The following is a 24184-nucleotide window of genomic DNA, read 5'->3' as shown; positions in this document are numbered from 1 at the left end:
AGGAAGCCAGGGGAAAGGGCACCCGCGCACGCTGAAACGGCGCGGCCTTTTCCTCATATGAAGGACAAGACATGTTCAATCACCACAAAGTGGAAATCGAATGGGGCGGTCGCCCGCTCATCCTCGAAACCGGCAAGATCGCGCGCCAGGCCGACGGCGCCGTGCTCGCCACCTACGGCGAGACCAAGGTTCTCGCCACGGTCGTTTCGATGAAGGAGCCCAAGCCGGGCCTCGACTTCTTTCCGCTGACCGTCAATTACCAGGAAAAGACCTACGCCGCCGGCAAGATCCCAGGCGGCTATTTCAAGCGTGAAGGCCGTCCGAGCGAAAAGGAAACGCTGGTTTCGCGCCTCATCGACCGCCCGATCCGCCCACTCTTTGCCGACGGCTACAAGAACGACACGCAGATCGTCGTCACCGTCGTCCAGCATGATCTCGAGAACGATCCGGACATCCTGTCGATCGTCGCCACCTCGGCGGCCCTGACCCTGTCGGGTGTGCCCTTCATGGGCCCGATCGGCGGCGCCCGCGTCGGCTACATCAACGGCGAATACGTGCTCAACCCGCATGTCGACGAGATGCAGGAATCCAAGCTCGACCTCGTCGTCGCCGGCACCGCCGACGCCGTGCTGATGGTCGAGTCCGAAGCCAAGGAACTCGGCGAAGACCTGATGCTCGGCGCGGTCATGTTCGGCCATCGCGGTTTCCAACCGGTGATCGACGCGATCATCAAGCTGGCCGAGGTCGCCGCCAAGGACCCGCGCGACTTCACCGCGCCGGACTATTCCGCTCTCGAAGCCGAGATGCTGAAGATCGTCGGCGACGAGCTTCGCGACGCGTACAAGATCACCGACAAGCAAAAGCGCTATGCCGCCGTGGACGCCGTCAAGGCCAAGGTCAAGGCGGCCTTCGCTCCGGCCGAAGGCGAAGAGCCGAAATATTCCTCCGAGCAGATCGGCAGCGTATTCAAGGAGCTCCAGGCCAAGGTCGTGCGCTGGAACATTCTCGACACCGGTTCGCGCATCGACGGCCGTGACCTGAAGACCGTGCGCAAGATCGTGTCCGAGGTCGGCGTCCTGCCGCGCACCCACGGTTCGGCGCTGTTCACCCGCGGCGAGACCCAGGCGCTGGTCGTCGCCACGCTGGGCACCGGCGAGGACGAGCAGTATGTCGATTCCCTGACCGGCATGTACAAGGAGAAGTTCCTCCTCCACTACAACTTCCCTCCCTATTCCGTCGGCGAGACCGGCCGCATGGGCTCGCCCGGCCGCCGCGAGATCGGCCACGGCAAGCTCGCCTGGCGCGCCATCCGCCCGATGCTGCCGACATCAGACCAGTTCCCCTACACGCTGCGCGTCGTCTCGGAGATCACCGAGTCCAACGGCTCGTCGTCGATGGCAACCGTCTGCGGCACCTCGTTGGCGCTGATGGACGCCGGCGTGCCGCTGGCAAAGCCCGTCGCGGGTATCGCCATGGGTCTGATCAAGGAAGGTGAGCGCTTCGCCGTGCTCTCCGACATCCTGGGCGACGAGGATCACCTCGGCGACATGGATTTCAAGGTCGCCGGCACCACCAACGGCATCACCTCCTTGCAGATGGACATCAAGATCGAAGGCATCACCGAGGAGATCATGAAGATCGCTCTCGACCAGGCCAAGGACGGTCGCCAGCATATTCTCGGCGAAATGGGCCACGCGCTGTCCGGCGCGCGCGCCGAGCTCGGCGAGTTCGCGCCGCGCATCGAGGTCATGCACATCCCGACCGACAAGATCCGCGACGTGATCGGTTCCGGCGGCAAGGTCATCCGCGAGATCGTCGAGAAGACCGGCGCCAAGATCAATATCGAGGATGACGGCACGGTCAAGATCGCTTCGGCGAACGCCAAGGAGATCGAGGCGGCGAAGAAATGGATCCACACCATCGTCGCCGAGCCGGAAGTCGGCGAAATCTACGAAGGCACGGTCGTCAAGACCGCCGACTTCGGCGCCTTCGTCAACTTCTTCGGCCCGCGTGACGGCCTCGTCCACATCTCGCAGCTTGCCAACGACCGGGTCGCCAAGACTTCGGACGTCGTCAAGGAAGGCGACAAGGTGTGGGTCAAGCTGATGGGCTTCGACGAGCGCGGCAAGGTCCGCCTGTCGATGAAGGTCGTCGACCAGGCTACCGGCAAGGAAATCGTTCGCGACAAGAAGGCCGAGAGCGAAGAAAACGCCGCCTGAACGGGCTGACGGAAAAATCGAAGCGGGCGCGGCTCATGTCGCGCCCGCTTTCGTTTATGGAGCAAAGGCATGTCCGCTGAAGCGCTGAAGACGCTGTTCCATCCATTCGAGGCCGAGGCGGTCGCCTTGCCGCGAAAGGGCGAGCGCATGCTTTTTCTCGGGGCCGAATCCGGCTTGCGGACACCGCGGGACTTCGACGCCGAGCTGCACGTGGTGCAAGGCCTCCGGCCACACTTTCGCGCGCTGCAAGCTGCGGGGTTCGCCGTGACCGCGCAACCGGAGGGTGATGGCTTTGACGCCGCGCTGGTGCTCGCGGGCCGCCATCGCGGCCAGAACGAGCTGCGCATCGCGGAAGCGCTGGAGCGCGTCGCCGAGTGCGGATTGATCGTCATTGCCGGCGGCAAGGATGACGGCATCGCCAGTCTGCGCAAGCGCATGGACGAGCTTGTGCCGCTCGAAGGCCATCTGCCCAAATATCACGGCATCGCCTTCTGGCTTCGCCGGCCGGCCGGGACGGAGGCGGCGGCAGCGCTGCGTGCCGCCAATCCCGCCGGGCTGGTCGACGGCCGCTTCAGCACGGCGCCCGGCATGTTTTCCTTCGATCGTGTCGATGCCGGTTCGAAGTTGCTGGCGGACCATCTTCCGGCCGACCTGCGCGGCCATGTCGCCGATTTCTGCGCCGGCTGGGGCTATCTGGCGGCGGAGATGGAAGCGCGTTCGCCCGGCATCTCGGCACTTGATCTCTATGAGGCGGATTTCGCTTCGCTCGAAGCCGCCAAAGCCAATCTTGCCACGGCCAGCCAGTCGGTTGCGAAAGGTTTCTTCTGGACGGACCTGCAGGGCGAGCCGGTCGAGCGTCGCTACGACGCGGTCGTCATGAACCCGCCCTTTCATCGCAGCCGCGCGGCTGAACCGGAGATCGGCGCCGGCCTGATCCGGGCAGCGGCAAAGGCGCTGAAGCCGGGAGCACGGCTGTACATGGTGGCGAACCGCCAGCTACCTTACGAGCACGTGCTGGCCGCTGCCTTCTCCAGCCATGCCGAGCTCGCCCGTGACGGCATGTTCAAGGTTCTTTCCGCGCATCGCTGACACGCAACGGCTTGGCACTCAGTGCAGATTGGCGACGCGCCTCGAATCCTCGACGACATGTCCCTCGCCGGCCATGACTGCAAGCGGCGCGGGCCGGCCGAACAGATAGCCTTGCACCACCTCGCAACCGGCAGCCCTGAGCAGTGTCGCCTGGTCCTCTGTCTCGACACCCTCGGCAATGATACTGACGCCGAGTGCTCGCGAGAGGCCGACAATGGTCGATACGACGGCGCCGGAGCTCGAATCCGTATCGATGCGGCTGACGAAGGAGCGGTCGATCTTCAGCTTGCCGAAGGAGAAATCGATCAGGTAGCTGAGATTGGAATAGCCGGTCCCGAAATCGTCGACTGCAACCGAGATGCCCATGTCGGCAAGCTCTTTCAGGATGGCGGCGGCGCGGTCGCGGTCCTGCATCATGGCCGTCTCGGTGACTTCCAGCTCCAGCCGCGACGGCTTGATGCCGGTGGTCCGCATCGTGTCGCGCACGAGGCCGATGAAGTCCTTGGTCATGAACTGGACCGGCGAGATGTTGACGGCGACGAAGCAGTCGTCGGGCAAATGGCGGGCGTCGCTGCATGCTTTGCGCAGAACCCATTCGCCGATCGGATTGATCATGCCGGTTTCCTCGGCGATCTGGATGAACTCCAGAGGCGGGATCATGCCGCGTTCTGGATGGTTCCAGCGGATCAGCGCTTCATAGCCGACGATGCGGCCGCTCGGCAGGTCCAACTGCGGCTGATAGTGAAGGTCGAAATCACCGCGCTCGAATGCGATGTGCAGCTCGGATTCGACCCATTGGCGATGATCGGCGACCCGCCCCATCTCGGTATCGAAGACCGACCAGTTGCCGACTCCCCTGGCGCGCGCATTTTGCAGCGCCAGGTTGGAGCGGCGCAGGATGAGGACTGGGTCGATACCGTCCTTGGGCATCGCCACGATGCCCACCGACAGGCTCACCGATTGCTGGTGGCTGCTTAGCTCATAGGGCTCCATCATCTCGTCGATGAGCCTCTCCACCATAGCTTCCATCGTGCCGTGGATCTGATGATCCGGAAGCAGCACCGCGAACTCGCCGGCGCCGATGCGCCCGATCAGCACGCGCTCGGGCACGCAGGCCTGCAGCCTCTTGGTGAAGGCGCGGATCAGTTCGTCGCCCTGGCTGTAGCCGATCGCGTCGTTGATCTGCTTGAACCGGTCGATGTCGATGTCGATGAGGAACATCGGGGCCCCGGTGCGGCTCGTCGCGCAGGCTGCCTCGGCGATTTTGCCGACCATTGCCGGACGCGCCAGCAATCCGGTCAGCTTGTCGAACTGGGTTTCGTTGAAGACGAAATCAGCCGATTCATCGACGCCGGCGAAGAAAGACATCGCGGCTCCCGCCGCCGCCAGCGCGCAAAGGGCAGCCATGATCGCCACCATCACGTCCGCCGGCATGCCGGCAAAGCCGTCGCCAAGCGCGTGCTTCAGGCCCCAGATGCCGAGGATGAAACTGCCAATGCCCGAACTGGCTATGGTGATCAGCCGGAACACCGGTGTGCGGTTCGGGTTGCTGACGGCAGGCATTGAAAGTCCCCAAATTGCGGGACTTTGTAGCGGATAGGCCCTTAAAATGAGTTTCCGCGAATGCATCCAATTTTATTGGAAGGGAATTATTTCTTCACAGGAGAAAAGACCATTTCGCGAAATGGCCTATTCGCTCGCGCGATCCGTCTGCTTCAGCTCCTCGAGCGTCGGCATGGAAACGATATGATAGCCTGAATCGACATAGTGGATTTCGCCGGTGACGCCGGAAGCGAGGTCGGATAGGAGATAGAGAGCCGAGCCGCCGACCTCGTCAATGGTCACGGTGCGGCGCAGCGGAGAATTGCGCTGCTGGTAAGAGAACATGTGGCGCGCATCGGAAATCCCGGCGCCGGCAAGCGTTCGCACCGGTCCCGCCGATATGCCGTTCACCCTGATGCCGCGCGGGCCGTAATCGTTGGCGAGATAGCGCACGCTCGCCTCGAGGCCGGCCTTGGCGACGCCCATGACGTTGTAGTTCGGCATGACGCGCACCGAACCGGCATAGGTCAGGGTGATCATCGATCCGCCATCCTGCATCAGGGCCGCGGCGTGGCGCGCGACCTCGGTGAAGGAGTAGCAGGAGATGACCATGGTGCGGACGAAATTGTCTCGGCTGGTGTCGGCGTAGAGGCCCTTGAGCTCATTCTTGTCTGAAAACCCGATGGCATGGACCACGAAGTCGAGCCCACCCCAGGCCTTGCCCAAAGTCTCGAAGGTGGCGCGGACCGAGGCGCTGTCCTCGACGTCGCAGGGAACCACCAGCGCCGCGCCGAGCTTGTCGGCGAGCGGTTTGACTCGGCGGCCGAAGGCGTCACCCTGGTAGGTGAAGGCAAGTTCGGCCCCATGTTCGGACAGTTTCCGGGCTATGCCCCAGGCGATCGAATGATCGTTGGCGACGCCCATGACAAGCCCGCGCTTGCCCTTCATCAATCCGTCCATGATCGCCAATCCTCGTGGAAAAAACGTGGCCTTATGCGGAATAGCGCTGGAAAACCAGCGTTGCGTTGGTGCCACCAAAGCCGAAGGAATTGGACAAAACGGTGTCGATCCTGGCGTTGTCGATGCGCTTTCGCACCACCGGCATGCCCTCGAATTCGGGGTCGAGAGTCTCGATATGGGCGCTTTCGCCGATGAAGCCGCCTTGCATCATCAGGATCGAATAGATGGATTCCTGCACGCCGGCGGCGCCCAGCGAATGGCCCGTCAGCGATTTGGTCGAGGTAATGAAGGGCATCTTCTCGCCGAACACCTCGCGGATCGCGCCCATTTCGCGGGAATCCCCCACCGGCGTCGAGGTGCCGTGGGTGTTGATGTAGTCGACCGGGGTGGTGACGGTCGCAAGCGCCTGCCGCATGCAGCGGACGGCGCCTTCGCCCGAGGGCGCAACCATGTCGAAGCCGTCCGAGGTGGCGCCGTAGCCGACGATCTCTGCATAGATCTTGGCGCCACGCGCCTTGGCATGCTCCAGTTCCTCGAGCACCAGCACGCCGGCGCCGCCGGCGATGACGAAGCCGTCGCGATCGACGTCGTATGCGCGGGAAGCGGCCGATGCCCTGTCATTGTACTTCGACGACATGGCGCCCATGGCGTCGAACAGGTCCGACATCGTCCAGTCGAGATCTTCGTGGCCGCCGGCGAACACCATGTCCTGCTTGCCCCACTGGATCAGTTCGTAGCCGTTGCCGATGCAATGCGCCGAGGTCGAACAGGCCGACGAGATCGAATAGTTGACGCCGTGGATCTTGAACCACGTGGCGAGCGTCGCCGACGCGGTCGACGACATCGCCTTCGGCACGGCGAACGGGCCGATACGCTTGGGGCTGCCGTTCTTGAGCGTGGTTTCGGCCGCCTCGACGATGGTGCGGGTGGAGGGCCCGCCCGAGCCCATGACGATGCCGGTGCGCTCATTGGTGATGTCGCTCTCGCCAAGGCCGGCATCGGCGATCGCCTGGTCCATGGCGACATGGTTCCAGGCCGCACCCTGGCTCAGGAAGCGCATTGCGCGGCGATCGATCATGGCGCTGGGATCGAGCGTCGGCGCGCCCCAGACCTGGCAGCGGAAACCGTGCTCGGCGAAGGAGTCGGAGAAGCTGATGCCGGATTTGGCGTCATGCAACGAGGCTTGCACCTCGTTGGCATTGTTGCCGATCGACGACACGATGCCGAGGCCTGTGACTACGACACGTCTCATTCGCAACTCCTTCCAGGAATGCTGGCCACGAGGTCGACCAGGGCGACGGTCAAGCGACCGCCGACTGCTTAGACAGACCGACTTTCAGGTCCGTTGCCGCGTATATGGGTTCGCCGTCCGCCTTTAGCCAACCATCGGCGATGCCCAGCACCAGCCGGCCACGCATCACACGTTTGAATTCCACGCCATACTCGACCTTTTTAACCGAGGGCGTGACCATTCCCTTGAACTTGACCTCGCCGGTCGACAGCGCCATGCCTTTGCCGGGTTCGCCCAACCAGCCGAGATAGAAACCCGTCAGCTGCCACAGGGCATCGAGGCCCAGGCATCCAGGCATGATGGGATTGCCGATGAAATGGCAGGCAAAGAACCACAGGTCCGGCTTGATGTCGAATTCGGCGCGGATGAAGCCCTTGTCGAAAGCCCCGCCCGTTTCGCTGATCTCGGTGATGCGGTCGAACATCAGCATCGGCGGGTAGGGCAACTGGGCATTGCCCGGTCCGAACAGCTCGCCGCGGGCGCAGGCCAGCAATTCTTCGTAGTCGTAGCTGGATTTCGAACCCGCCATCAATCTCGTTCCCATATGTCCCGGGCGCTGGCGCGCCCTTGTCGTTGGTGTCCTAACACAATCTGTTTCAGGCCGGAAACCGGCGTTTGCGCTTAACCCGCCAGTCTTGCCGGGTCAATGCGCGCTATTGATCGCATCCGGACGACAGAATATATGTCGGAAGGGGTCCGGTTTCGGCAGACATCCGTTTTTTTGCCATTCTGGACGTGTCTTGAGGCGGAACTGTGAGCTTGGACGACCAGATGGACCGGGGCTGCCGGAAGGAAAATGTCGCTGTGGACAAGCGGGTTCGTGAAGCCGGCCTGAGGCCGACACGGCAGCGCATTGCGCTTGCAGACCTGCTTTTCGCCAAGGGCGACCGCCATCTGTCGGCCGAGGAACTGCACGAGGAGGCCGTCGCCGCCGGCGTGCCGGTGTCGCTGGCCACCGTCTACAACGCCCTTCACCAGTTCACCCAGGCGGGACTGCTGCGTATTCTCGCTGTCGAGGGCGCCAAAACCTATTTCGACACCAACACCTCCGATCATCATCATTTCTACATCGAAGGCGAAAACCGGATTTTCGACATCGCCAACGGTCCGGTAACCGTCACCAACCTACCCGAACCACCCGAGGGGATGGAGATCGCCAATGTCGACATCGTGGTGAGGCTGCGCCCCAAACGCGCCGAATGACCGAGGGCCAGGCACCTATGAACGGCCGGGCACGTATCAACGGCTGGGAATGAAACCCCTCGATCTGGCTATCCGGTTGGAATGGTCCGCTGTCGCGGTGTCCGCTATCGTCTTTTATGCACTCGCCGGTGCGTCCTGGTGGTTGTTCGCCTTGTTGATCCTGGCGCCTGATCTGTCCATGTTCGGCTATCTCGCCGGGCCGCGCGTCGGCGCCGCCTGCTACAATGCCTTCCACATCTTGGTCCCACCGGTGTTTTTGGTGCTTGCCGGCAGCCTGTTCGGCAATGCAACCGCTATAGCGATTGCATTGATCTGGATCGCCCACATCGCCATCGATCGTGCGCTGGGCTACGGCTTGAAGCTGTCGAGCAGCTTTCAGGATACCCATCTCGGCCGCATCGGCCGCTAAACGGTCCGGCCTGCGGTTCAAACGAATCGGGGCAAGGCCAAAAATCAGTCCTTGACCCGTTCGCCGGGATAGGCGCCCCAGACGACGGATTGGGCGAGCCAGCCGGTATGGCCATCGAGCGTCATTTCGCACCACTGGCCGTCGCAGGATTTGATCGTGCCCATGACGCCCGGCTCGACGATCGCCACCACGCTGGCGTCCTTTTCGGGGCTCCTGAGGAGATTGATCTGGGCGCCCTTGCCGCGCTGCCACGGCGCCACGATCGCCGTGCGCCGGCCCGAAAGCAGCGACTGGTTGATCCAACCTTCCGAGCCGTCGGCGTCGCGCACGCGGCGCCATGTGTCGAATTCCTGGATGATCTCCATCGGCAAGCCTGCCTTCAGGTACATCCAGTCGACCGAGTAGTTGGCGCCCGGCCCGACACGCGAATTGACGCGGCCGGATTTCAGGCTGACGAATCGTGGCAGCGGCAGGCCGCTCGGCCCGAGCGTGACGACGCTCTGGGCGGGGGCCGCTGCACCTTGCGCGCACAGTTGGGGTGAATAGAGCAGAGCGCCGAGAAATGCTGCGCTGAGGGTCAGGCGAAGCGACGCGAAACCAGACACTTTCGTTCCTTTCGGCGCTGGCCTGCCGGCCCCGGCGCCCCTTTTTCTTTGTCTTCGGCGGCACCGCTTGGTACATGGGTAAATCGGCTACCGCGACCGGCTTCCAGTTTCGCCGGTCTTGGTTAAAGAGGTCTCAACGAGGGAAACAATGGCAGGCAAAAAGAAGCCTCTCGTGGTCATCACGCGAAAACTGCCCGACCCTGTCGAGACCCGCATGCGCGAGCTGTTCGACGCAAGGCTGAACGTCGAGGACAGGCCGATGACGCAGCCGGAACTGGTCGCGGCGGTCAAGGAGGCCGACGTGCTGGTGCCGACGGTGACCGACCGCATCGACGCGGCATTGATCGCCCAGGCCGGCGAAAACCTCAAGCTGATCGCCAATTTCGGCAATGGCGTCGACAAGATCGACGTCGCGGCCGCGGCCAAGAAAGGCATCACCGTCACCAACACGCCCAACGTGCTGACCGAGGATACGGCCGACATGACGATGGCGCTGATGCTGGCGGTGCCGCGCCGGCTGGCGGAGGGCGCCAATGTACTCACCGGCGACAAGAAATGGGCCGGCTGGTCGCCGACATGGATGCTTGGCCGGCGCATCTGGGGCAAACGGCTCGGCATTGTCGGCATGGGGCGTATCGGCACCGCCGTTGCCAGACGTGCCAAGGCCTTCGGCCTCTCCATCCACTATCACAACCGCCATCGCGTGCTGCAGGCGGTTGAGGACGGGCTGGAGGCGACCTATTGGGAAAGCCTCGATCAGATGCTGGCCCGCATGGACATCATCTCGGTCAACTGCCCGTCGACGCCGGCGACGTTCCATCTGCTTTCGGCGCGGCGGCTGGCACTGCTCCAGCCCACCGCCTATATCGTCAACACCGCGCGCGGTGACATCATCGACGAGGAGGCGCTGGTCAAGCTGATCCAGGATGGCAGGATCGCCGGCGCAGGCCTCGACGTCTACGAGCACGAGCCCGCATTGAACGGAAAACTGCTCAAGCTCGCGACCAAGGGCAAGGTCGTGCTTTTGCCGCATATGGGGTCGGCGACCCTCGAGGGCCGCATCGACATGGGCGAGAAGGTGATCATCAACATCCGCGCCTTCGTCGACGGCCACCGACCGCCGGATCGCGTGCTGCCGCTCAGGACCTGAGCGGCTTCGCAACTGAATGTAAGTAAAATCTTACGAAAAAGTCTTGCGCATGGTGACCGAAGTCGGCCGCGCATACCCTTCATGCGCCGTTCTCACGATCTCGCGAAAACCGAGCCGGGCAAAGGCTGCCTGGTTCCCAGCCAGCTCGATTCGCGTCTGCAGCTCGATTGCGGCCTTGCCGCGGCTGCGGGCAAAATCCTGGACGGCTTGCATCAACAACCTGCCGATGCCCTGGCCCTGACAGTCCGGCGTGACGGCGAGCTTGCCGACATAGAGGTGGTCGGTTCGTTCCAGGGCGAAGATGCAGCCGACGATCCTGTTGCCGCTGAGCGCCAGCAGGCCGGTCTCGCGGCGGGCTTTGTCGCGCAAAGTTTCCGCGGTGAGCAGGTGCGCCGAGGACGGCGGGTCGATGATGCCGTCCATGAAGGCGAATGCGCGCAGGATCAGGGCGAGCACTTCGTTCCAGCCGTCGAAATCGGCCGGAATCCGGGTGATGATGATATCGGCAGTGCGCTTCAACGTCAGTTTCGTCTCTTGTAGCGGATGGTCTCGAAACGCGCGGCCAGCGCGTCATAGAGCAGCAGTCGTCCGATCAGCGGCTCGCCAATGCCGGTGATCAGCTTGATGGCTTCCATGGCCTGCAACGTGCCGATCACCCCAGTCAGCACGCCAAGCACCCCGGCCTCGGCACAGGACGGCACCAGACCCGGCGGTGGGGCCTCCGGGAAGAGGTCGCGGTAGCCGGGGTTGGAGGCGCCGTCCCTATCGGCTTGGAACGGCATCAGCACGGTCACGGAGCCATCGAAACGACCCACGGCGGCGTGCACCAGCGGCTTGCCCTCCGCCGCGCAGGCATCGGCCACGACATAGCGCGTCTCGAAATTGTCGGACCCGTCGACGACCACGTCGTAACGGGCGACGAGGGCTTGGGCATTGTCCGCGGCGAGGCGCAATGTGTGGGTTTCGACAGCGGTGTTGGGATTGATGCGGGCGATTGCCGCCTTGGCGCTGTGGGTTTTCAGCATGCCGACAGTGTCGGTGCCGTGAATCACCTGCCGCTGCAGGTTGGAGAGCGAAACCGTGTCGTCGTCAATCACGCCGAGCGTGCCGACGCCGGCTGCGGCAAGATATTCAAGCACTGGTGCACCCAATCCGCCGGCGCCGATGACCAGCACCCGCGCTCGCTTCAGGCGCTGCTGGCCGGCGCCGCCAATTTCGGGCAGCACGATGTGGCGGGCGTAGCGTTCGAGTTCTTCGTCGGTGAGGGCGGTGGCGATCATGGCTCGACCATATAACGGGAGAAAAACCTTGTCAGGTGTTCACACAGCCATCGGCGCGACCGTGCCGTGATCCACGGTCAGGAACTGCGCCCGGCCCCCCAGGCTGGAAAACAGCGCCGCATCGGTTCCCGTCATGAAAGCCTGGCAGTTCAATTCCTCGAGGATCGAGAACAGCGCCGCACGCCGGCCGCCATCGAGATGTGCCGCGATCTCGTCGAGCAGCAGGATTGGCGTCAAGCCGGACATCTCGCCGGTCAATCTGGCATGCGACAGGACAATGCCGACAAGCAAGGCTTTCTGTTCGCCGGTCGAACACAGCGCCGCCGGCGTCGCCTTGGGTCGGTGCCGGACCACGAGATCGGAGCGGTGCGGGCCGTCGAGCGTGCGCCCGGCAGCGCGGTCGCGGTCGCGGCCCCCGGCGAGCGTGCGGCGGAACCACTCCTCGACGTCGACAGCCGGCGTGGTGGCGATCTCGGCTTCCAGATCGCCCGACAGGCCGATATCGGCCTGCGGAAACGGGCCGCTGTCGGGCAGCCTGTCGATCATGGCGGCCAGAAGGCGCACCATTTCGGCGCGCGCCGCGGCGATCGCCACGCCTGTCTCGGCCATCTGCGTCTCGATCGCCTCGAACCAGCTCAAATCCCGCGAACCTTCCGTCAGCAACCGGTTACGGCCGCGCATCGCCTTTTCATAGTCGAGGGCGCGCTGTCCGTGGCCGGGATCGATCGCCAGCACCAGCCGGTCGAGAAAGCGCCGGCGGTCCGCGGCCGGTCCGGTGAACAGAGCATCCATGGCCGGCGTCAGCCACGTGACGCGCAGCCATTCCAGCATGTCCTCGGCGGATCGCGCCGTGGCGCCGTTGATGCGCACCCGCCTGCCGCCCTCGCCAAGACTGTCGCCACCCGAAATGCCCGTCCCTATCTCGACTTGGCCGTCAGGTCCGTCGAGCCGTGCGTGCAGCGCAAAGCCGCCGTCGCCGCCCTCCCGCGCGACGTCCGCGTAAGGCGCGCGGCGCAGGCCGCGGCCCGGCGTCAACAGGGAAATCGCTTCCAACAGATTGGTTTTGCCGGCGCCATTGTCACCGGAAAACACCACCGCGCCAGGCTCAAGCTCGATCGACAGCGCCGCATAGTTGCGGAAATTGGTAAGTGTAAGCTTACTTATATGGGTTTGTGCCGGCAACCGCTGCTGCTCTACACCCGCATCGGCATCAGCACGTAAAGCGCGGTTTCATCGGCCATGTCGTGGATCAGCGTTGGCGAACCGGCGTCGGCCAACATGAATCGGGCCTCTGAACCGGTCAATTGTGCGGCAACGTCGAGCAGGTACTTGGCGTTGAAGCCGATCTCGATCGGGTCGGCCGAATAGTCGGCGGCCAGCTCCTCGGTGGCGCTGCCCGAATCCGGATTGTTGACCGCAAGCGTCACCTGGCCCTCACTGATCGAAAGCTTCACCGCGCGGCCGCGTTCGGAGGAGATGGTCGAGACGCGGTCGACGGCGGCCGCGAAGCTCTGGCGGTCGATGATCAGCTTCTTGTCGTTGCCGGTGGGAATGACCCGCTGATAATCGGGGAAGGTGCCGTCGATCAGCTTGGAAGTCAGGATGACGCTGCCGATGGTGAAGCGGATCTTGGTGTCCGACAGTTCGGTGGTGACCGCCACGTCGGGATCATCGACCAGCTTCTGCAATTCGCTTACGGTCTTGCGCGGGATGATGATGCCCGGCATGCCTTCGGAACCCGCCGGCGCGTCGATCTCGGCGCGCGCCAGGCGATGGCCGTCAGTCGCCACCGAGCGCAGCTTCAGCTTGCCGCCGACCTCATGTGTGTGAAGATAGATGCCGTTGAGATAATAGCGCGTCTCCTCGGTGGAGATGGCGAACTGGGTCTTCTCGATCAGCCCCTTGAGCGCGACCGAGTCGAGCCGGAAGATATGCGAGAAGGATCCGGCCGAAAGCTCGGGGAAGTCCGATTGCGGCAGGCATTGCAGGCGGAAGCTCGAGCGGCCGGAGGTCACCGTCATGGCGTTGCCGTCCTCGTCCGTCTTCAGCATCACCTCGGCACCGTCGGAAAGCTTGCGCACGATGTCGTAGAGCAGATGCGCCGGAACCGTCGTCGCGCCACCCCGCTCGACCTTGGCGGGCGTCGCTTCCGTCACCTCCAGGTCGAGGTCGGTGGCCTTCATTTCCAGGCTGGCGCCTTCGGCGCTGAGCAGCACGTTGGACAGGATCGGTATGGTGTTGCGCCGTTCGACCACGCGGTGGACGTGGTTGAGCGACTTCAGGAGATTTGACCGTTCCAGGATAACACGCATGACGAACCAGGCTCGCTTGAATGAATGAGCGGGTCTCCGGCTGGCGGCGTCCCGCGAAAGGTCTGAACAGGCTTCAGAATCTGCGTAAACTGACAGGAAAAAACCAGCAAACGCAAGCCCGCGCGACCGGTTCGGGCCGGCTACGCGGGCTTTCTGGGGATAAAGGCGGCGAAGCACGCCGCCAGGCGTTTTCGAACGGCTCAGGCCTGGTCGTTGATCAACCGTCTCAACAATTCCAGTTCCTGCGCCAGCGTGTTGTCGCCGCCGGAAAGATCCTCGATCTTGCGCACGGCGTGCAGCACCGTTGTGTGATCGCGGCCGCCGAAGCGCCGCCCGATCTCGGGCAGCGAGCGCGGTGTCATCACCTTGGACAGATACATGGCGACCTGCCTCGGCTTGACGATAGTGCGCGTGCGTCTGTTGGACAGCAACTCGGTCTTCGACACATTGTAGTGCCGCGCGACGATGCGCTGAATATCCTCGATACGGACCCGCTTCGGCTCGCCGGTGCGGTAGATATGGCCGAGGATCTCGTCGATGCGATCGATGGTGATCTGCGGCTCGAAAGACTGGCGGAACAGGAGTTGATTGAAGGCGCCTTCCAGCTCGCGGCCGCTGCCGGTCACCGTGCGGGCGACGTGATTGAGGATCTCGTCGGAGATGTCGAGGGAAGCGTCGTCGTGCCTGGCGGTGGCGAGGCGCAGCTTGAGCATGCCCAGGCGCATGGCGAAATCGGGGGCCGACATTTCGAGCGCGACGCCGCCATTGAGGCGCGAGCGGACCCGCGGTTCGAGGGATTCCAGTTCTGACGGGGGCCGGTCGGCGGCGACGACGACCTGCTTGGCGCTGTCGAGCAGCATGTTGATCAGGTGGCAGAATTCGTGCTGGATCGACTTGCCCTGCAGGAATTGCATGTCGTCGATGATGAGCAGGTCGATGTCGCGAAGCTGTTCCTTGAGCGTCAAGGCATTGTTGTCGCGGATCGCGGTGGCGAAGCGCCACATGAAATATTCCGCCGTCAGGTAGACGACGCGCGATTTCGGGTTCTGCTTCAGCGATTCCGCGGCGATAGCCTGCAACAAATGGGTCTTGCCGAGGCCGACCGTCGCGTGAAGGAAGAGCGGGTTGAAGCGCACCGCGCTCGACTGCGATTCCGCCACGGCCTTGGCCGCGGCGAAGGCCACCCGGTTCGACGGCCCTTCGATGAAAGAGGCGAACGTGTAACGCGGATCGAGCGGCGATCCCAGCACATTGTGGCGGAACTCGCTCTCGGCCGGCATGCCCGGGCGCGGCGCCGGAGCCCGCTCCAGCCTGCTGGGGCTTACGGTGCCGGCGGCCAGCGCCGTCTGCGTTTGTCGCGTCATCTTGCGCGCCGGCGCCAATTCCGGTTCGGCATGGCTGCGTCCCTGGCGGGTGGCTGTGCGCACGATGATCTCGATCTTGAGGATCTCGGGATCCTCGTGCTTCCAAAGCTCGCAGATAAGATCGAGATAATGGCCGTTGATCCACGAGCGCAGGAAGGCAGTGGGCACCGAAATGCGAACGATGCCCTTTGAAGCCTCCGCGACCTTCATGCGCCCGAACCAGCTCGAATAGACCTCGGTTCCCAAGCGCGCCTTCAACTGGGCCTTGACCCGGTCGAACTTCTGTTCCGCGTCGCTGGAAGCCGCCATCTCATCAGCTCCGATCAGATTTCCTGAAAATGGGATGTCATTGGTAAGCTCCCTTTCGACGCCGCTCTGCATGATCGAGTTCCTTGTCTCTGTACCTGTTTTTCCGCCGGGGATGCGCCTCCTGCATCCGTGTTCCAGCGACTGCGCTTTGCTACGACGCCCGCTGCCGCCGCCGGCAGATGAACGTCGCCCATTATCCAGGGAACCGGTGCCGGCCCATGGAAGCCAGTCCGTGTTGGGTATGTCAGGGCAATGCAACACCGTCCGGCGAAAATCGCCGGCGCTGTCGACCTGCCATGTATAGTTACGCCAGTCCCCTACCGTATCGAAAAAGAGCAAACCAAACCTGTCCGCGGACTTGATCCGCGTCACAAACCCCGCCAATTTAAGCTGGCCCATTCAGGCTGGGTCAGGGCCACCCGGCCCATCCCTTTCGATGGACCGACATTACCGAAATCGCTGTGGATAGGGCAAGGCCACGTCTAACGGATTTTTAAGGAATCTGGTTAGGTCCGGCGCGCCGAAGCGCCATGCGGCAGCACTATAGTTTGACAAAGCCATTGTGATTCAAACCCTTTTCCGGCGAATATGAAAAAGCCGGGCTGGCGCGAAATTTTGTGAAATAAATCGCTTGACAGCCAGTTGTTCTCCTGGCGCCTCGCCACGTTGTGGACAACGTGTGGATGACTATCTGTAACTAGCTGGGAAATATTGATTATTTCTGCGGAGGGGGAATTTTTTAGCCGACACTTTTCAAGTATCTGGACCATCAGCCGGCACGCATATGCCGGCAAAGCATTTCGGACCGCGGCCCCCGCTTTCGATGCCGTTTCCGAGTATTCTTTTTAAGTGCTTGCCGGCAAACGAAAAAACCCGGCACTATCGGCCGGGTTCTCAGAAGATCAGTCCGGAAAGGGACGTCAGGCCGACAGCACCTTGAGGCGCTGGGCCAGCCGCGAAACCTTGCGGGCCGCGGTGTTCTTGTGGATCACGCCCTTTGTCGCAGCGCGCATCAATTCCGGCTCGGCGGCCTTGAACGCTGCCTGCGCGGCGGCCTTGTCGCCGGAGGCGAGCGCCTCCTCGACCTGGCGCACATAAGTGCGGACGCGCGAGCGGCGGTTTTTGTTGATCGCCGCGCGGCGGACGATCTTGCGCGTTGCCTTTTTGGCCGAGGATGTATTGGCCATGATGCCTCTCTTCTGATCTGGTCGGCGCATGCGGCATGCCGCAGGGCACAAAAAACAAACGGGCAGCCACAGGGCCGCCTCGGTTGGTGCGGCTTATAGTTCAGCTTTCCCGGCGCGTCAACGCTGGCTGGCGTTCTTTTTGGCTGTCGTCGCGCCGGAGCATTTTTTCAGCCACACCGAAGCACTTGGCGCCCCGGAGGTGCGCTGTCAGCGATTGGTGAAATTCGGCTTGCGCTTCTCGGCGAAGGCCGCCATGCCTTCCTTCTGGTCGTCGAGCGCAAACAGCGAATGGAACAGCCGGCGCTCGAACCGCAGCCCCTCGGCGAGCGTCGTTTCATAGGCTCGGTTGACGGCTTCCTTTGCCATCATCACCGACGGCAGCGAAAAATCGGCGATCTTGGCCGCTGCCTTGACGGCCTCCTCGACAAGCTCGCCGGCAGGCACGACGCGCGAGACCAGACCGGAACGCTCGGCCTCCGCGGCATCCATCATCCGCCCGGTCAGGCACATGTCCATCGCCTTCGACTTGCCGACGAACCGGGTCAGGCGTTGCGAGCCGCCCATGCCGGGAATGACGCCGAGCGTGATTTCGGGCTGGCCGAATTTTGCCGTGTCGGCGGCGATGATGAAGTCGCACATCATCGCCAGTTCGCAGCCGCCGCCCAGCGCATAGCCGGCCACCGCCGCGATGATCGGCTTGCGCGCCCGGGTCAACTCTTCCCAGCCGACGAAAAAGTCCTTGATGTAGGCATCGACGTAGGAAATCGACTGCATTTCCTTGATGTCGGCGCCTGCGGCGAAGGCCTTCTCGGAACCGGTGACGACCATCGCGCCGATGCCGTCATCTGCCCCGAACACGTTTACCGCGGCCACCAATTCCGCCATGACTTGGGAATTCAGCGCATTGAGCGCCTTCGGCCGGTTCAAGGTGATCAGCCCGACCTTGCCCCTGGTTTCAACGACGATCGTTTCATAGGCCATGGCTTCGGCTCCTCTTCCAGGCAATTGAAGATCGATCTAGCTCACCGCTGACAGGTCCGGCAATAGAAGGTCGAGCGGCCGCTCTGCGTGATGCGCTCGATATGGCCGCCGCAGCCAGGCTTGGAACAGGGTTCGCCCTCCCGGTCATATACCGCGAAGGAATGCTGGAAATAGCCCAGCGAACCGTCGGTGTGCATGTAGTCGCGCAGCGACGATCCGCCGGCCGCAATGGCATCTGCGATGACCGAGCGGACCGCCACGGCAAGTTCCCGGCTTTGCTCACCCGCTTTCTTGCCGGCTTTGGCGATCGTGCCGGCCTCGCGCAGCGGCGACAGCCCGGCGCGCCATAGCGCCTCCGAGACATAGATGTTGCCGAGCCCGGCTATCAGTCTCTGGTCGAGAAGAGCGGCCTTCAGCGGCGATTTCCGGCCCTTCAGCAGCGAGGCCAGCAGCACTCCGTCAAGCGCATTGCCGGTGGGTTCGACGCCGAGCCCCGCCAGCATCGGATGGGTGTCCGGCGGCCCTTCGCAAAACAGCATGAAGCCGAAGCGGCGTGGATCATTGAAAACCACGCGCGAGCGGGTGCCGTCCCGAGAGGCGACGTCGAAGATGACATGGTCGTGCGTCGAACTCTTCGACCGCTCGTGATGGAACACGCCGGGCATTTCGGCGGCGTCGGCCGTCTCGATGCGAAACGAGCCCGACATACCGAGATGGCAGATCAGGGCGGGACCGCCTTCGAGATCCATCGTCAGATATTTGGCCCGGCGTCCGAGCGCCGTGATCGCCTTGCCGGTCAGCCGCTCGGCGAATTTTTCGGGGAATGGAAAACGCAGGTCCGGCCGGCGTGCCTCGGCGCGGATGATGCGGGCACCTTCCAGAACCGGCTCCAGCCCGCGCCGGACCGTCTCGACCTCGGGCAATTCAGGCATGGCCGCCCATATCCGGGTAAAAGGAAGTGCCGTAGCGGCCGTGCGCCAACCCGAGATGTTCGGCCACGGTTTCACCAATGTCGCAGAATGTCGTTCTCAGCCCGATGTCGCCGCCCGTCAGACCCGGTCCGATGCCGATCACCGGAATGCGTTCGCGTGTGTGGTCGGTGCCGCGCCAGGTCGGGTCGTTGCCGTGGTCGGCCGTCAGGATCAGCAGATCGCCCTGTCGCAATCTCGCGAATGCTTCCGGCAATCGCCGGTCGAAGGCCTCGAGCGCGGCGGCATAACCTGCAACATCGCGGCGATGGCCGAACTCGGTGTCGAAATCGACGAAATTGGCGAAGACGAGATCGCCGTCGCGGGCCGCATCCATTGCATCAAGCGCCTGGTCGAACATGGCCATGTTGCCCGCGGCCTTGCGCACTTCCGAAATCCCCCGATGGGCAAAGATGTCGCCGATCTTGCCGACGGCGATGACACGGCTGCCACGCGCCGTCAGCCGGTCGAGCAATGTCGGCTCGGGTGGCGGCACGGCGTAGTCGTGTCGGTTGTAGGTCCGCTCGAAAGTGGCTGCCGTCTCGCCGACGAACGGTCGCGCGATCACCCTTCCGATCCTCAACGGATCAACCAGGCGACGCACCACCTTGCAGAATTCGTAGAGCCGCTCCAGGCCGAAATGGACCTCGTGCGCGGCGACTTGCAGGACTGAGTCCACGGAGGTGTAGCAGATCGGCTTGCCCGTGCGGATGTGCTCCTCGCCGAACCGTTCGATGATCTCGGTGCCAGGCGCGTGGCAGTTACCGAGAATGCCTGGTACCTTGCCTTCGCGGATGATGGCCTCGGTCAGTTCGGCGGGAAAGGCCGGGATCGTATCGGGAAAGTAGCCCCAGTCGAAACGCACCGGCAGGCCTGCTATCTCCCAATGGCCGGATGGCGTGTCCTTGCCGCTCGAAACCTCCTGGGCGGCACCGTGGAAGGTATTGGCGACGAGATCCGTCCCGAAAGCGGCAAAGCCCAGCCCCGTCGCGGTCTCGGCAGCCTTGCCAAGTCCGAGCGACGCCATGTTGGGAACAAACAACGGTCCCTGGCGAAGTCCTTCGCGATCGGCGCGGCCTTCCGCACAGGCCTCGGTGATATGGGCGAAGGTGTTGGCACCGGCATCGCCGTAGCGTTCGGCGTCGGCGGCGCCGCCTATGCCGAAGGAATCCAGGACGAAGAGGAAAGCACGCGCCATGAGGTCATTGTTGCCGGTTTGAGCATCCAGACATAGGGTTCCACGGCGGCATTGGCAATTCGGAAACCAAACGGCAACCGCTCGGCGCGATAGTCCGGAACCAATTCACTGACGGATCGCAGGACCGGGTCTCCCATGAAAGCTGCCCTGAAGACATGCGCTGCTCTCATCATCGCGCAAGGCGCGGTCTGGTCCGGCTCGGCGCGCGCCGACTGGCGCGACGATATCGGCACGTTTCGCATCGGCATCGTCGCCGAACCCGGCGCAGGCAATACCGTTCCAGGCCTGGCGCGGTTGACCGAGGCCTTTACCAACGCGCTGGGCATGAAGGTGGAGTTCGTCGTTGCCCGGGACTATGCCGCGTTGATCGATGCGCAGGCCAATGCCCGCATCGAATATGCCGTCTACTCGGCGACCGCCTATGCAACGGCGTCAAGACGCTGCGAGTGCGTCGAACCGCTTGTGGCACCGGTCGATTCAGATGGCGCGGTCGGCATCCGCGCCGTGCTGCTGACGAAGGATGGCAAGGTGCCCAGCCTGGCGGCGATGGAAACCCACCGGATCGCCATGCCGCCGGCGGACAGCATTGGTTCTCTTTTGCCATTGGCGGGACTGGCCGCCGAGCACGTCAAGATCGCAGAGGACGCATCGTTTCTGGTTCACGCCGGTTCCGCCTCGGCCGCGGAAGGAATGCTGGTCGATGGCCAGGCCGATGCCTTGTTCGGCTGGGCGACGGCGGCGGCCGACGGCGAGCCAAGACTATCGGGCACGCAGGCAAGGCTCGAAGCCGCCGGGCTTTCGGCGACCGCCCTTCAAGTCGTATGGACGTCGGGCTTGCTGAGATACGGTCCCCATGTGGTGCGCAGGGATCTCGACCCGGAAGCCAAGCGCCGGTTGACCGTCTTCCTGACCAATCTCAAATCGACGACGCCCGATCTCTACGATTTGCTGGAATCGAAGCATTCCGGCGGTTTCGCCACCGTGGTTCCCAAGGATTACGAGATGGCGCACGCCTTCGTCCGCCTGGTGTCGGACGATGGCGTGCGGCGATAGATCTCGTCAGCAGTCGCCGCAGGGGATCGTCAGGCTTCTGCGCGGACGCAGATAATAGGTCTCGCCCATCGATATATTGTTGAAGACCGTCGTCAATCCGGCCGTCTGTGAGCTGTCTGCGGACCAGGTGATGATCGGTTTGTAACCAAGTTTGCTTTCGACCCGGATGAGAAAGGTGCCTGCGACCCTGAGCGTTGCCGGAACCGTAGTGGTTGCGGGCAGGGCGGTGCCGATGCTGTAGACGCCATTGACCACCTTGCGCGACCACACCACGTTCACCCTGGGCGGCGTGTCGGTTGTGAACTGTATTGCCGTGATGGTGATATCCGGCGTCGAGCGATTGTAGGGCTGCAAGGTGGAGGTGCCGATTTTCATGATGGCATCCAGGTCCGCCTTGACGATGGTCGGCTGCTGCGTGACCAAATCCGCGACCATGCTGCCGATGCGGCTGACCTTCTTGCTGGTCTCGATGGCTTGGGAGGCCTCCATTGTGATGAAATACATGATCAGCAGGATGGGAACGATAAGGGCGAACTCGACCGCCGCGATGCCGCGGCGATCGCGTATGAGACCGACCCACTTCCCCCAGCGTCCTGCCATTCCTGGATGTGCCCCCGCACGCATCATGCCCGTTGCCCTTTTTCTTGGCTTTTTGCTTCCGCCACGAACTCAGTTGTCGAATGGCTCGTTCTGCCAGGTCACCGATGCAAAATGCAGTGTCTTGTTGCCGCCCATCGACTGAGCCAGAAGATCGGTCATGACGGGCCATTTGTAGAAGACCCGCAGCATGTTCTTCGATTCCGCCAAGCCTGGCGTGGTCGCGAAGGGCTGCGAGTTGGTGCCTTGCATCAAAATGATGTTGCCGTTGTCGATCTTGAAGCTAGCCGTGGCCGCGTCGGCGAACGTCGGATATTCGCGAAGGTCCACGTCCAGTTGATTGGGGCAATCCTGCGAGACGATGATCTCCAGCCTGTCGCAGATCATGGTCTTCAACTTGTCCCCGGCGACGTCGGCCGGCCTCAACTGCCCGGTGCGCAATTTGCGCGCGATGTCGTCGGTGATGTTGGCCATCACTTCCTGGCCGGCAAATGAGATGCAGCTTTCAAGGATGGCGAAGACAAGAACCGCGAACGGCAATGCGAGCAGCGCGAACTCCAGTGCCGTACTGCCGCGGCGATCGCCGGCGAAGCGTGCGAAAAACCGTGCCCGTCTTGCCTTGCGATCGCCTGTCGAGACGAATTCGTTGCTCATGCTCTGATCCTGCCCATCCCCAGACGGTCTCGGCAGGTGTATTAGTGCAAACCAATTGAAGTCCGGTTTGAATGATCGTTAAAGTCGCCGCGGGCGTCTTAACCACCCGCTAACCCGGACCGCGTGCCTACCGGCTGACGCTCATCTCGGCTTCTGAGGATTTTTCGGCTTCGCTCTTGTAGGAGCTTTCGCAATAGGGCGTGCAGGACATGGTCTGAACTTCAGCGCGCCGGTAGATGCGCACCGACGAGGCCGCCTGCCGCACGACGGTGATCTGTTCATCGATGATCGGGCTGCCATCCTGGTCGAGGACGACGAGGTTGGTGACGCCGAAGCCCTTGCCAGTCAGCACGATCGTCGAGGCGTCCTGCACGGACGCGTCGGCGATTGCCGGGTTACCGACCACGATCGTGTCGGCAGGGCGCGACAGTTTGACGATCTTGGCCTGGTTCATGGTGACCTCGATGCCGGTGTCGGCCCTGGCGGGCATGACAAAGCTCACGGCGGCAAGAAGCACGGCAATCAGGATCGACGATTTCGGCTCGGCCATTGAGGCGCTCCAGGCGGGCGGACTGTTCAACGGAACATGAACGAGATTGGTGAACCAACGGTTAAGCAGGCCCGGGCGCCATGTGCCGCGATCGTCATACGCGCCGGCCACACCCGGTTCCTGTCGCGGATTGTGGTCGCGGAGCTATTTCTTTTGCGGCTGCTTGACTGGGAATTGCGCCTCGGCCGGCGCTTAGCCCATAGTTAACCACGCAATATGTTCCAACCGCGAAAGGAATCGGTAAGGCTGTTTATTAAGTCGATCGAAAGAGCTTCTCCCTAGGTTGGCAGCATCCGATCAACCATCACAGAAGTTGACGGAAGTGCTGTAACACGTGGAGTAGGAGCTCTCGAATGTCTAATCTCATTGCACGTTTCGTAAAGGACGAATCCGGCGCGACCGCTATCGAATATGGTCTGATCGCCGCCCTCATCGCGCTTGCCATCATCGTCGGCGCCGGCGCGCTTGGCAACGCAATCAACGCCAAGTTCGAAGCTATCGGAACATCCCTGAACAACGTCCCGACGCCCTGAACGACGTCAAGTATATTGAGCGCTCGGATTGCGTTCTGGACAAGGGCCGCCACCTGGCGGCCCTTGTTCTATTCAATGTCTTTTTGCTCTGAGCCTCATCAATCGTTAATCGAACATGCTTAGATTGAGTGCGGCTTAATCCGATAATAGGCACAGCGCCGATGCTTGAAGCCCTGATCTTCGTCGTCTTCCCGTTCTGCATGCTGTTCGCCGCTATCTCCGACATGCTGTCGATGACGATCGCCAATCGCGTGCCGGTGCTGCTCATCGTCGTCTTCGCACTGGTTGCGCCGCTGACCGGCATGGAATGGGCGGCCTATGGCTGGCATTTCGCCGCCGGCGCTCTGGTTCTTGCCGTAACGTTCGGCCTCTTCGCGATGGGCGGCATGGGCGGCGGTGATGCCAAGCTGCTGGCCGCGACCGCCGTGTGGATGGGACTCAACATCCAGCTCGTCGAGTATCTCGTGGTCTCGACCTTTATAGGCGGCCTGCTGACGTTTGCCATTCTCGTCTACCGGAAGTCGCCGCTTGCGGTTTTTACCGGCCGCAATCCGTTCCTGCGTCACTTCGCGGATGAGACAACCGGGGTTCCCTACGGCATCGCACTCGGTTTGGGCGGATTGCTGACCTACCCGGATTCGCCCCTGATGGTCTGGGCGCTGGCCAGGCTTGCGGCCTGACCTTACCGATCATTCCTTGGCTGTGTTGCGGGCTGGCTCTGCGGAGCCGG

25 protein-coding genes are annotated in these 24184 nt (G+C 62.8%); 8 read left to right on the top strand and 17 right to left on the bottom strand.

The annotated features are described in order from the left end of the window. The first annotated feature begins 71 nt into the window (after positions 1 to 71). The gene (gene pnp, locus LB533_RS20875; protein ID WP_140550084.1) at positions 72 to 2219 is read left to right on the top strand and encodes a polyribonucleotide nucleotidyltransferase; all 2148 of its coding nucleotides are present in this window, start codon (positions 72 to 74) and stop codon (positions 2217 to 2219) included. Between the two features lie 69 nt (positions 2220 to 2288). Continuing rightward, positions 2289 to 3308, top strand: a complete 1020-nt coding sequence (locus tag LB533_RS20870) for a class I SAM-dependent methyltransferase (protein ID WP_224678155.1) — start codon at positions 2289 to 2291, stop codon at positions 3306 to 3308. A gap of 18 nt (positions 3309 to 3326) precedes the next feature. On the opposite strand, the gene LB533_RS20865 is transcribed toward LB533_RS20870, so the two are convergent. The 4 genes from LB533_RS20865 to fabA form a co-directional block, all read right to left on the bottom strand. Continuing rightward, positions 3327 to 4871 (bottom strand): putative bifunctional diguanylate cyclase/phosphodiesterase, encoded by a 1545-nt coding sequence (locus tag LB533_RS20865; RefSeq protein ID WP_140639958.1) that lies wholly within the window; start codon positions 4869 to 4871, stop codon positions 3327 to 3329. 126 nt (positions 4872 to 4997) lie between these two features. Continuing rightward, complete coding sequence (fabI, locus tag LB533_RS20860; protein WP_140624823.1) at positions 4998 to 5810, bottom strand: enoyl-ACP reductase FabI; 813 nt, start codon at positions 5808 to 5810, stop codon at positions 4998 to 5000. A 31-nt stretch (positions 5811 to 5841) separates the two neighbouring features. Further along, a complete protein-coding gene (gene fabB, locus LB533_RS20855; RefSeq protein WP_140496770.1) occupies positions 5842 to 7062 on the bottom strand; it encodes a beta-ketoacyl-ACP synthase I in 1221 nt (406 codons plus the stop codon). 49 nt (positions 7063 to 7111) lie between these two features. Next, the gene (fabA, locus tag LB533_RS20850) at positions 7112 to 7630 is read right to left on the bottom strand and encodes a 3-hydroxyacyl-[acyl-carrier-protein] dehydratase FabA (protein WP_140496768.1); all 519 of its coding nucleotides are present in this window, start codon (positions 7628 to 7630) and stop codon (positions 7112 to 7114) included. 242 nt (positions 7631 to 7872) lie between these two features. On the opposite strand from fabA, the gene irrA reads away from it, so the two are divergent. Together irrA and LB533_RS20840 are read left to right on the top strand one after the other, a co-directional pair. After that, positions 7873 to 8304: an iron response transcriptional regulator IrrA gene (gene irrA / locus LB533_RS20845; RefSeq protein ID WP_181165297.1), complete on the top strand. Its 432-nt coding sequence runs from the start codon at positions 7873 to 7875 to the stop codon at positions 8302 to 8304. A 49-nt stretch (positions 8305 to 8353) separates the two neighbouring features. Continuing rightward, the gene (locus LB533_RS20840) at positions 8354 to 8713 is read left to right on the top strand and encodes a DUF4260 domain-containing protein (RefSeq protein ID WP_140639957.1); all 360 of its coding nucleotides are present in this window, start codon (positions 8354 to 8356) and stop codon (positions 8711 to 8713) included. 44 nt (positions 8714 to 8757) lie between these two features. On the opposite strand, the gene LB533_RS20835 is transcribed toward LB533_RS20840, so the two are convergent. Next, complete coding sequence (locus LB533_RS20835) at positions 8758 to 9318, bottom strand: SH3 domain-containing protein (protein WP_140496762.1); 561 nt, start codon at positions 9316 to 9318, stop codon at positions 8758 to 8760. A gap of 148 nt (positions 9319 to 9466) precedes the next feature. Between LB533_RS20835 and LB533_RS20830 the strand changes: the two genes are divergently transcribed. After that, entirely contained in the window at positions 9467 to 10468 is a 1002-nt protein-coding gene (locus LB533_RS20830) for a 2-hydroxyacid dehydrogenase (protein WP_140496760.1), read from the top strand. 30 nt (positions 10469 to 10498) lie between these two features. Here LB533_RS20830 and LB533_RS20825 read toward each other — a convergent pair whose 3' ends face one another. From LB533_RS20825 to LB533_RS20785, 9 genes are all read right to left on the bottom strand, one after another. After that, positions 10499 to 10987, bottom strand: coding sequence for a GNAT family N-acetyltransferase (locus LB533_RS20825; RefSeq protein WP_224556961.1), 489 nt, complete (start codon positions 10985 to 10987; stop codon positions 10499 to 10501). Between the two features lie 2 nt (positions 10988 to 10989). Continuing rightward, a complete protein-coding gene (locus tag LB533_RS20820) occupies positions 10990 to 11748 on the bottom strand; it encodes a molybdopterin-synthase adenylyltransferase MoeB (RefSeq protein WP_140639956.1) in 759 nt (252 codons plus the stop codon). 39 nt (positions 11749 to 11787) lie between these two features. Beyond that, on the bottom strand, positions 11788 to 12930 hold the full coding sequence (gene recF / locus LB533_RS20815; RefSeq protein WP_224678154.1) for a DNA replication/repair protein RecF: 1143 nt from the start codon (positions 12928 to 12930) through the stop codon (positions 11788 to 11790). A gap of 11 nt (positions 12931 to 12941) precedes the next feature. Then, entirely contained in the window at positions 12942 to 14060 is a 1119-nt protein-coding gene (dnaN, locus tag LB533_RS20810) for a DNA polymerase III subunit beta (protein WP_140496751.1), read from the bottom strand. A gap of 200 nt (positions 14061 to 14260) precedes the next feature. After that, a complete protein-coding gene (gene dnaA, locus LB533_RS20805) occupies positions 14261 to 15805 on the bottom strand; it encodes a chromosomal replication initiator protein DnaA (RefSeq protein WP_140639954.1) in 1545 nt (514 codons plus the stop codon). 848 nt (positions 15806 to 16653) lie between these two features. Further along, positions 16654 to 16920, bottom strand: a complete 267-nt coding sequence (gene rpsT, locus LB533_RS20800; protein ID WP_140496747.1) for a 30S ribosomal protein S20 — start codon at positions 16918 to 16920, stop codon at positions 16654 to 16656. A gap of 207 nt (positions 16921 to 17127) precedes the next feature. Further along, positions 17128 to 17901 carry an enoyl-CoA hydratase gene (locus LB533_RS20795; RefSeq protein WP_140496745.1) on the bottom strand — a complete coding sequence of 258 codons (774 nt, stop codon included), beginning with the start codon at positions 17899 to 17901 and terminating at the stop codon, positions 17128 to 17130. Between the two features lie 41 nt (positions 17902 to 17942). Next, positions 17943 to 18833: a bifunctional DNA-formamidopyrimidine glycosylase/DNA-(apurinic or apyrimidinic site) lyase gene (gene mutM / locus LB533_RS20790; protein ID WP_140639953.1), complete on the bottom strand. Its 891-nt coding sequence runs from the start codon at positions 18831 to 18833 to the stop codon at positions 17943 to 17945. Then, positions 18826 to 20067, bottom strand: a complete 1242-nt coding sequence (locus tag LB533_RS20785; RefSeq protein ID WP_140639952.1) for a phosphopentomutase — start codon at positions 20065 to 20067, stop codon at positions 18826 to 18828. The genes mutM and LB533_RS20785 overlap by 8 nt, the downstream gene beginning before the upstream one ends. A 135-nt stretch (positions 20068 to 20202) precedes the next feature. Between LB533_RS20785 and LB533_RS20780 the strand changes: the two genes are divergently transcribed. Further along, positions 20203 to 21120, top strand: a complete 918-nt coding sequence (locus tag LB533_RS20780) for a phosphate/phosphite/phosphonate ABC transporter substrate-binding protein (RefSeq protein ID WP_140639951.1) — start codon at positions 20203 to 20205, stop codon at positions 21118 to 21120. A 6-nt stretch (positions 21121 to 21126) separates the two neighbouring features. Here the strand turns inward: LB533_RS20780 and LB533_RS20775 are convergent, their stop codons facing one another. The 3 genes from LB533_RS20775 to LB533_RS20765 all read right to left on the bottom strand — a co-directional run bounded on the left by LB533_RS20775 (position 21127) and on the right by LB533_RS20765 (position 22921). Then, positions 21127 to 21747 carry a TadE/TadG family type IV pilus assembly protein gene (locus LB533_RS20775; RefSeq protein ID WP_224678153.1) on the bottom strand — a complete coding sequence of 207 codons (621 nt, stop codon included), beginning with the start codon at positions 21745 to 21747 and terminating at the stop codon, positions 21127 to 21129. Positions 21748 to 21789: 42 nt separating this feature from the next. Next, entirely contained in the window at positions 21790 to 22371 is a 582-nt protein-coding gene (locus LB533_RS20770; protein ID WP_140639949.1) for a TadE/TadG family type IV pilus assembly protein, read from the bottom strand. A 127-nt stretch (positions 22372 to 22498) separates the two neighbouring features. Next, positions 22499 to 22921 carry a pilus assembly protein N-terminal domain-containing protein gene (locus LB533_RS20765; RefSeq protein WP_140496732.1) on the bottom strand — a complete coding sequence of 141 codons (423 nt, stop codon included), beginning with the start codon at positions 22919 to 22921 and terminating at the stop codon, positions 22499 to 22501. Positions 22922 to 23274: 353 nt separating this feature from the next. On the opposite strand from LB533_RS20765, the gene LB533_RS20760 reads away from it, so the two are divergent. Then, positions 23275 to 23454: a Flp family type IVb pilin gene (locus LB533_RS20760; protein ID WP_140496730.1), complete on the top strand. Its 180-nt coding sequence runs from the start codon at positions 23275 to 23277 to the stop codon at positions 23452 to 23454. A 161-nt stretch (positions 23455 to 23615) separates the two neighbouring features. Beyond that, the gene (locus LB533_RS20755) at positions 23616 to 24134 is read left to right on the top strand and encodes a prepilin peptidase (RefSeq protein ID WP_140639948.1); all 519 of its coding nucleotides are present in this window, start codon (positions 23616 to 23618) and stop codon (positions 24132 to 24134) included. Positions 24135 to 24184 lie beyond the last annotated feature (50 nt).

Source organism: Mesorhizobium sp. BR1-1-13 (assembly GCF_020165515.1).
Taxonomy (GTDB): domain Bacteria; phylum Pseudomonadota; class Alphaproteobacteria; order Rhizobiales; family Rhizobiaceae; genus Mesorhizobium.
The sequence above is the reverse complement of the archived record's forward strand: the minus strand, read 5'-3'. Positions and strand labels throughout refer to the sequence as shown.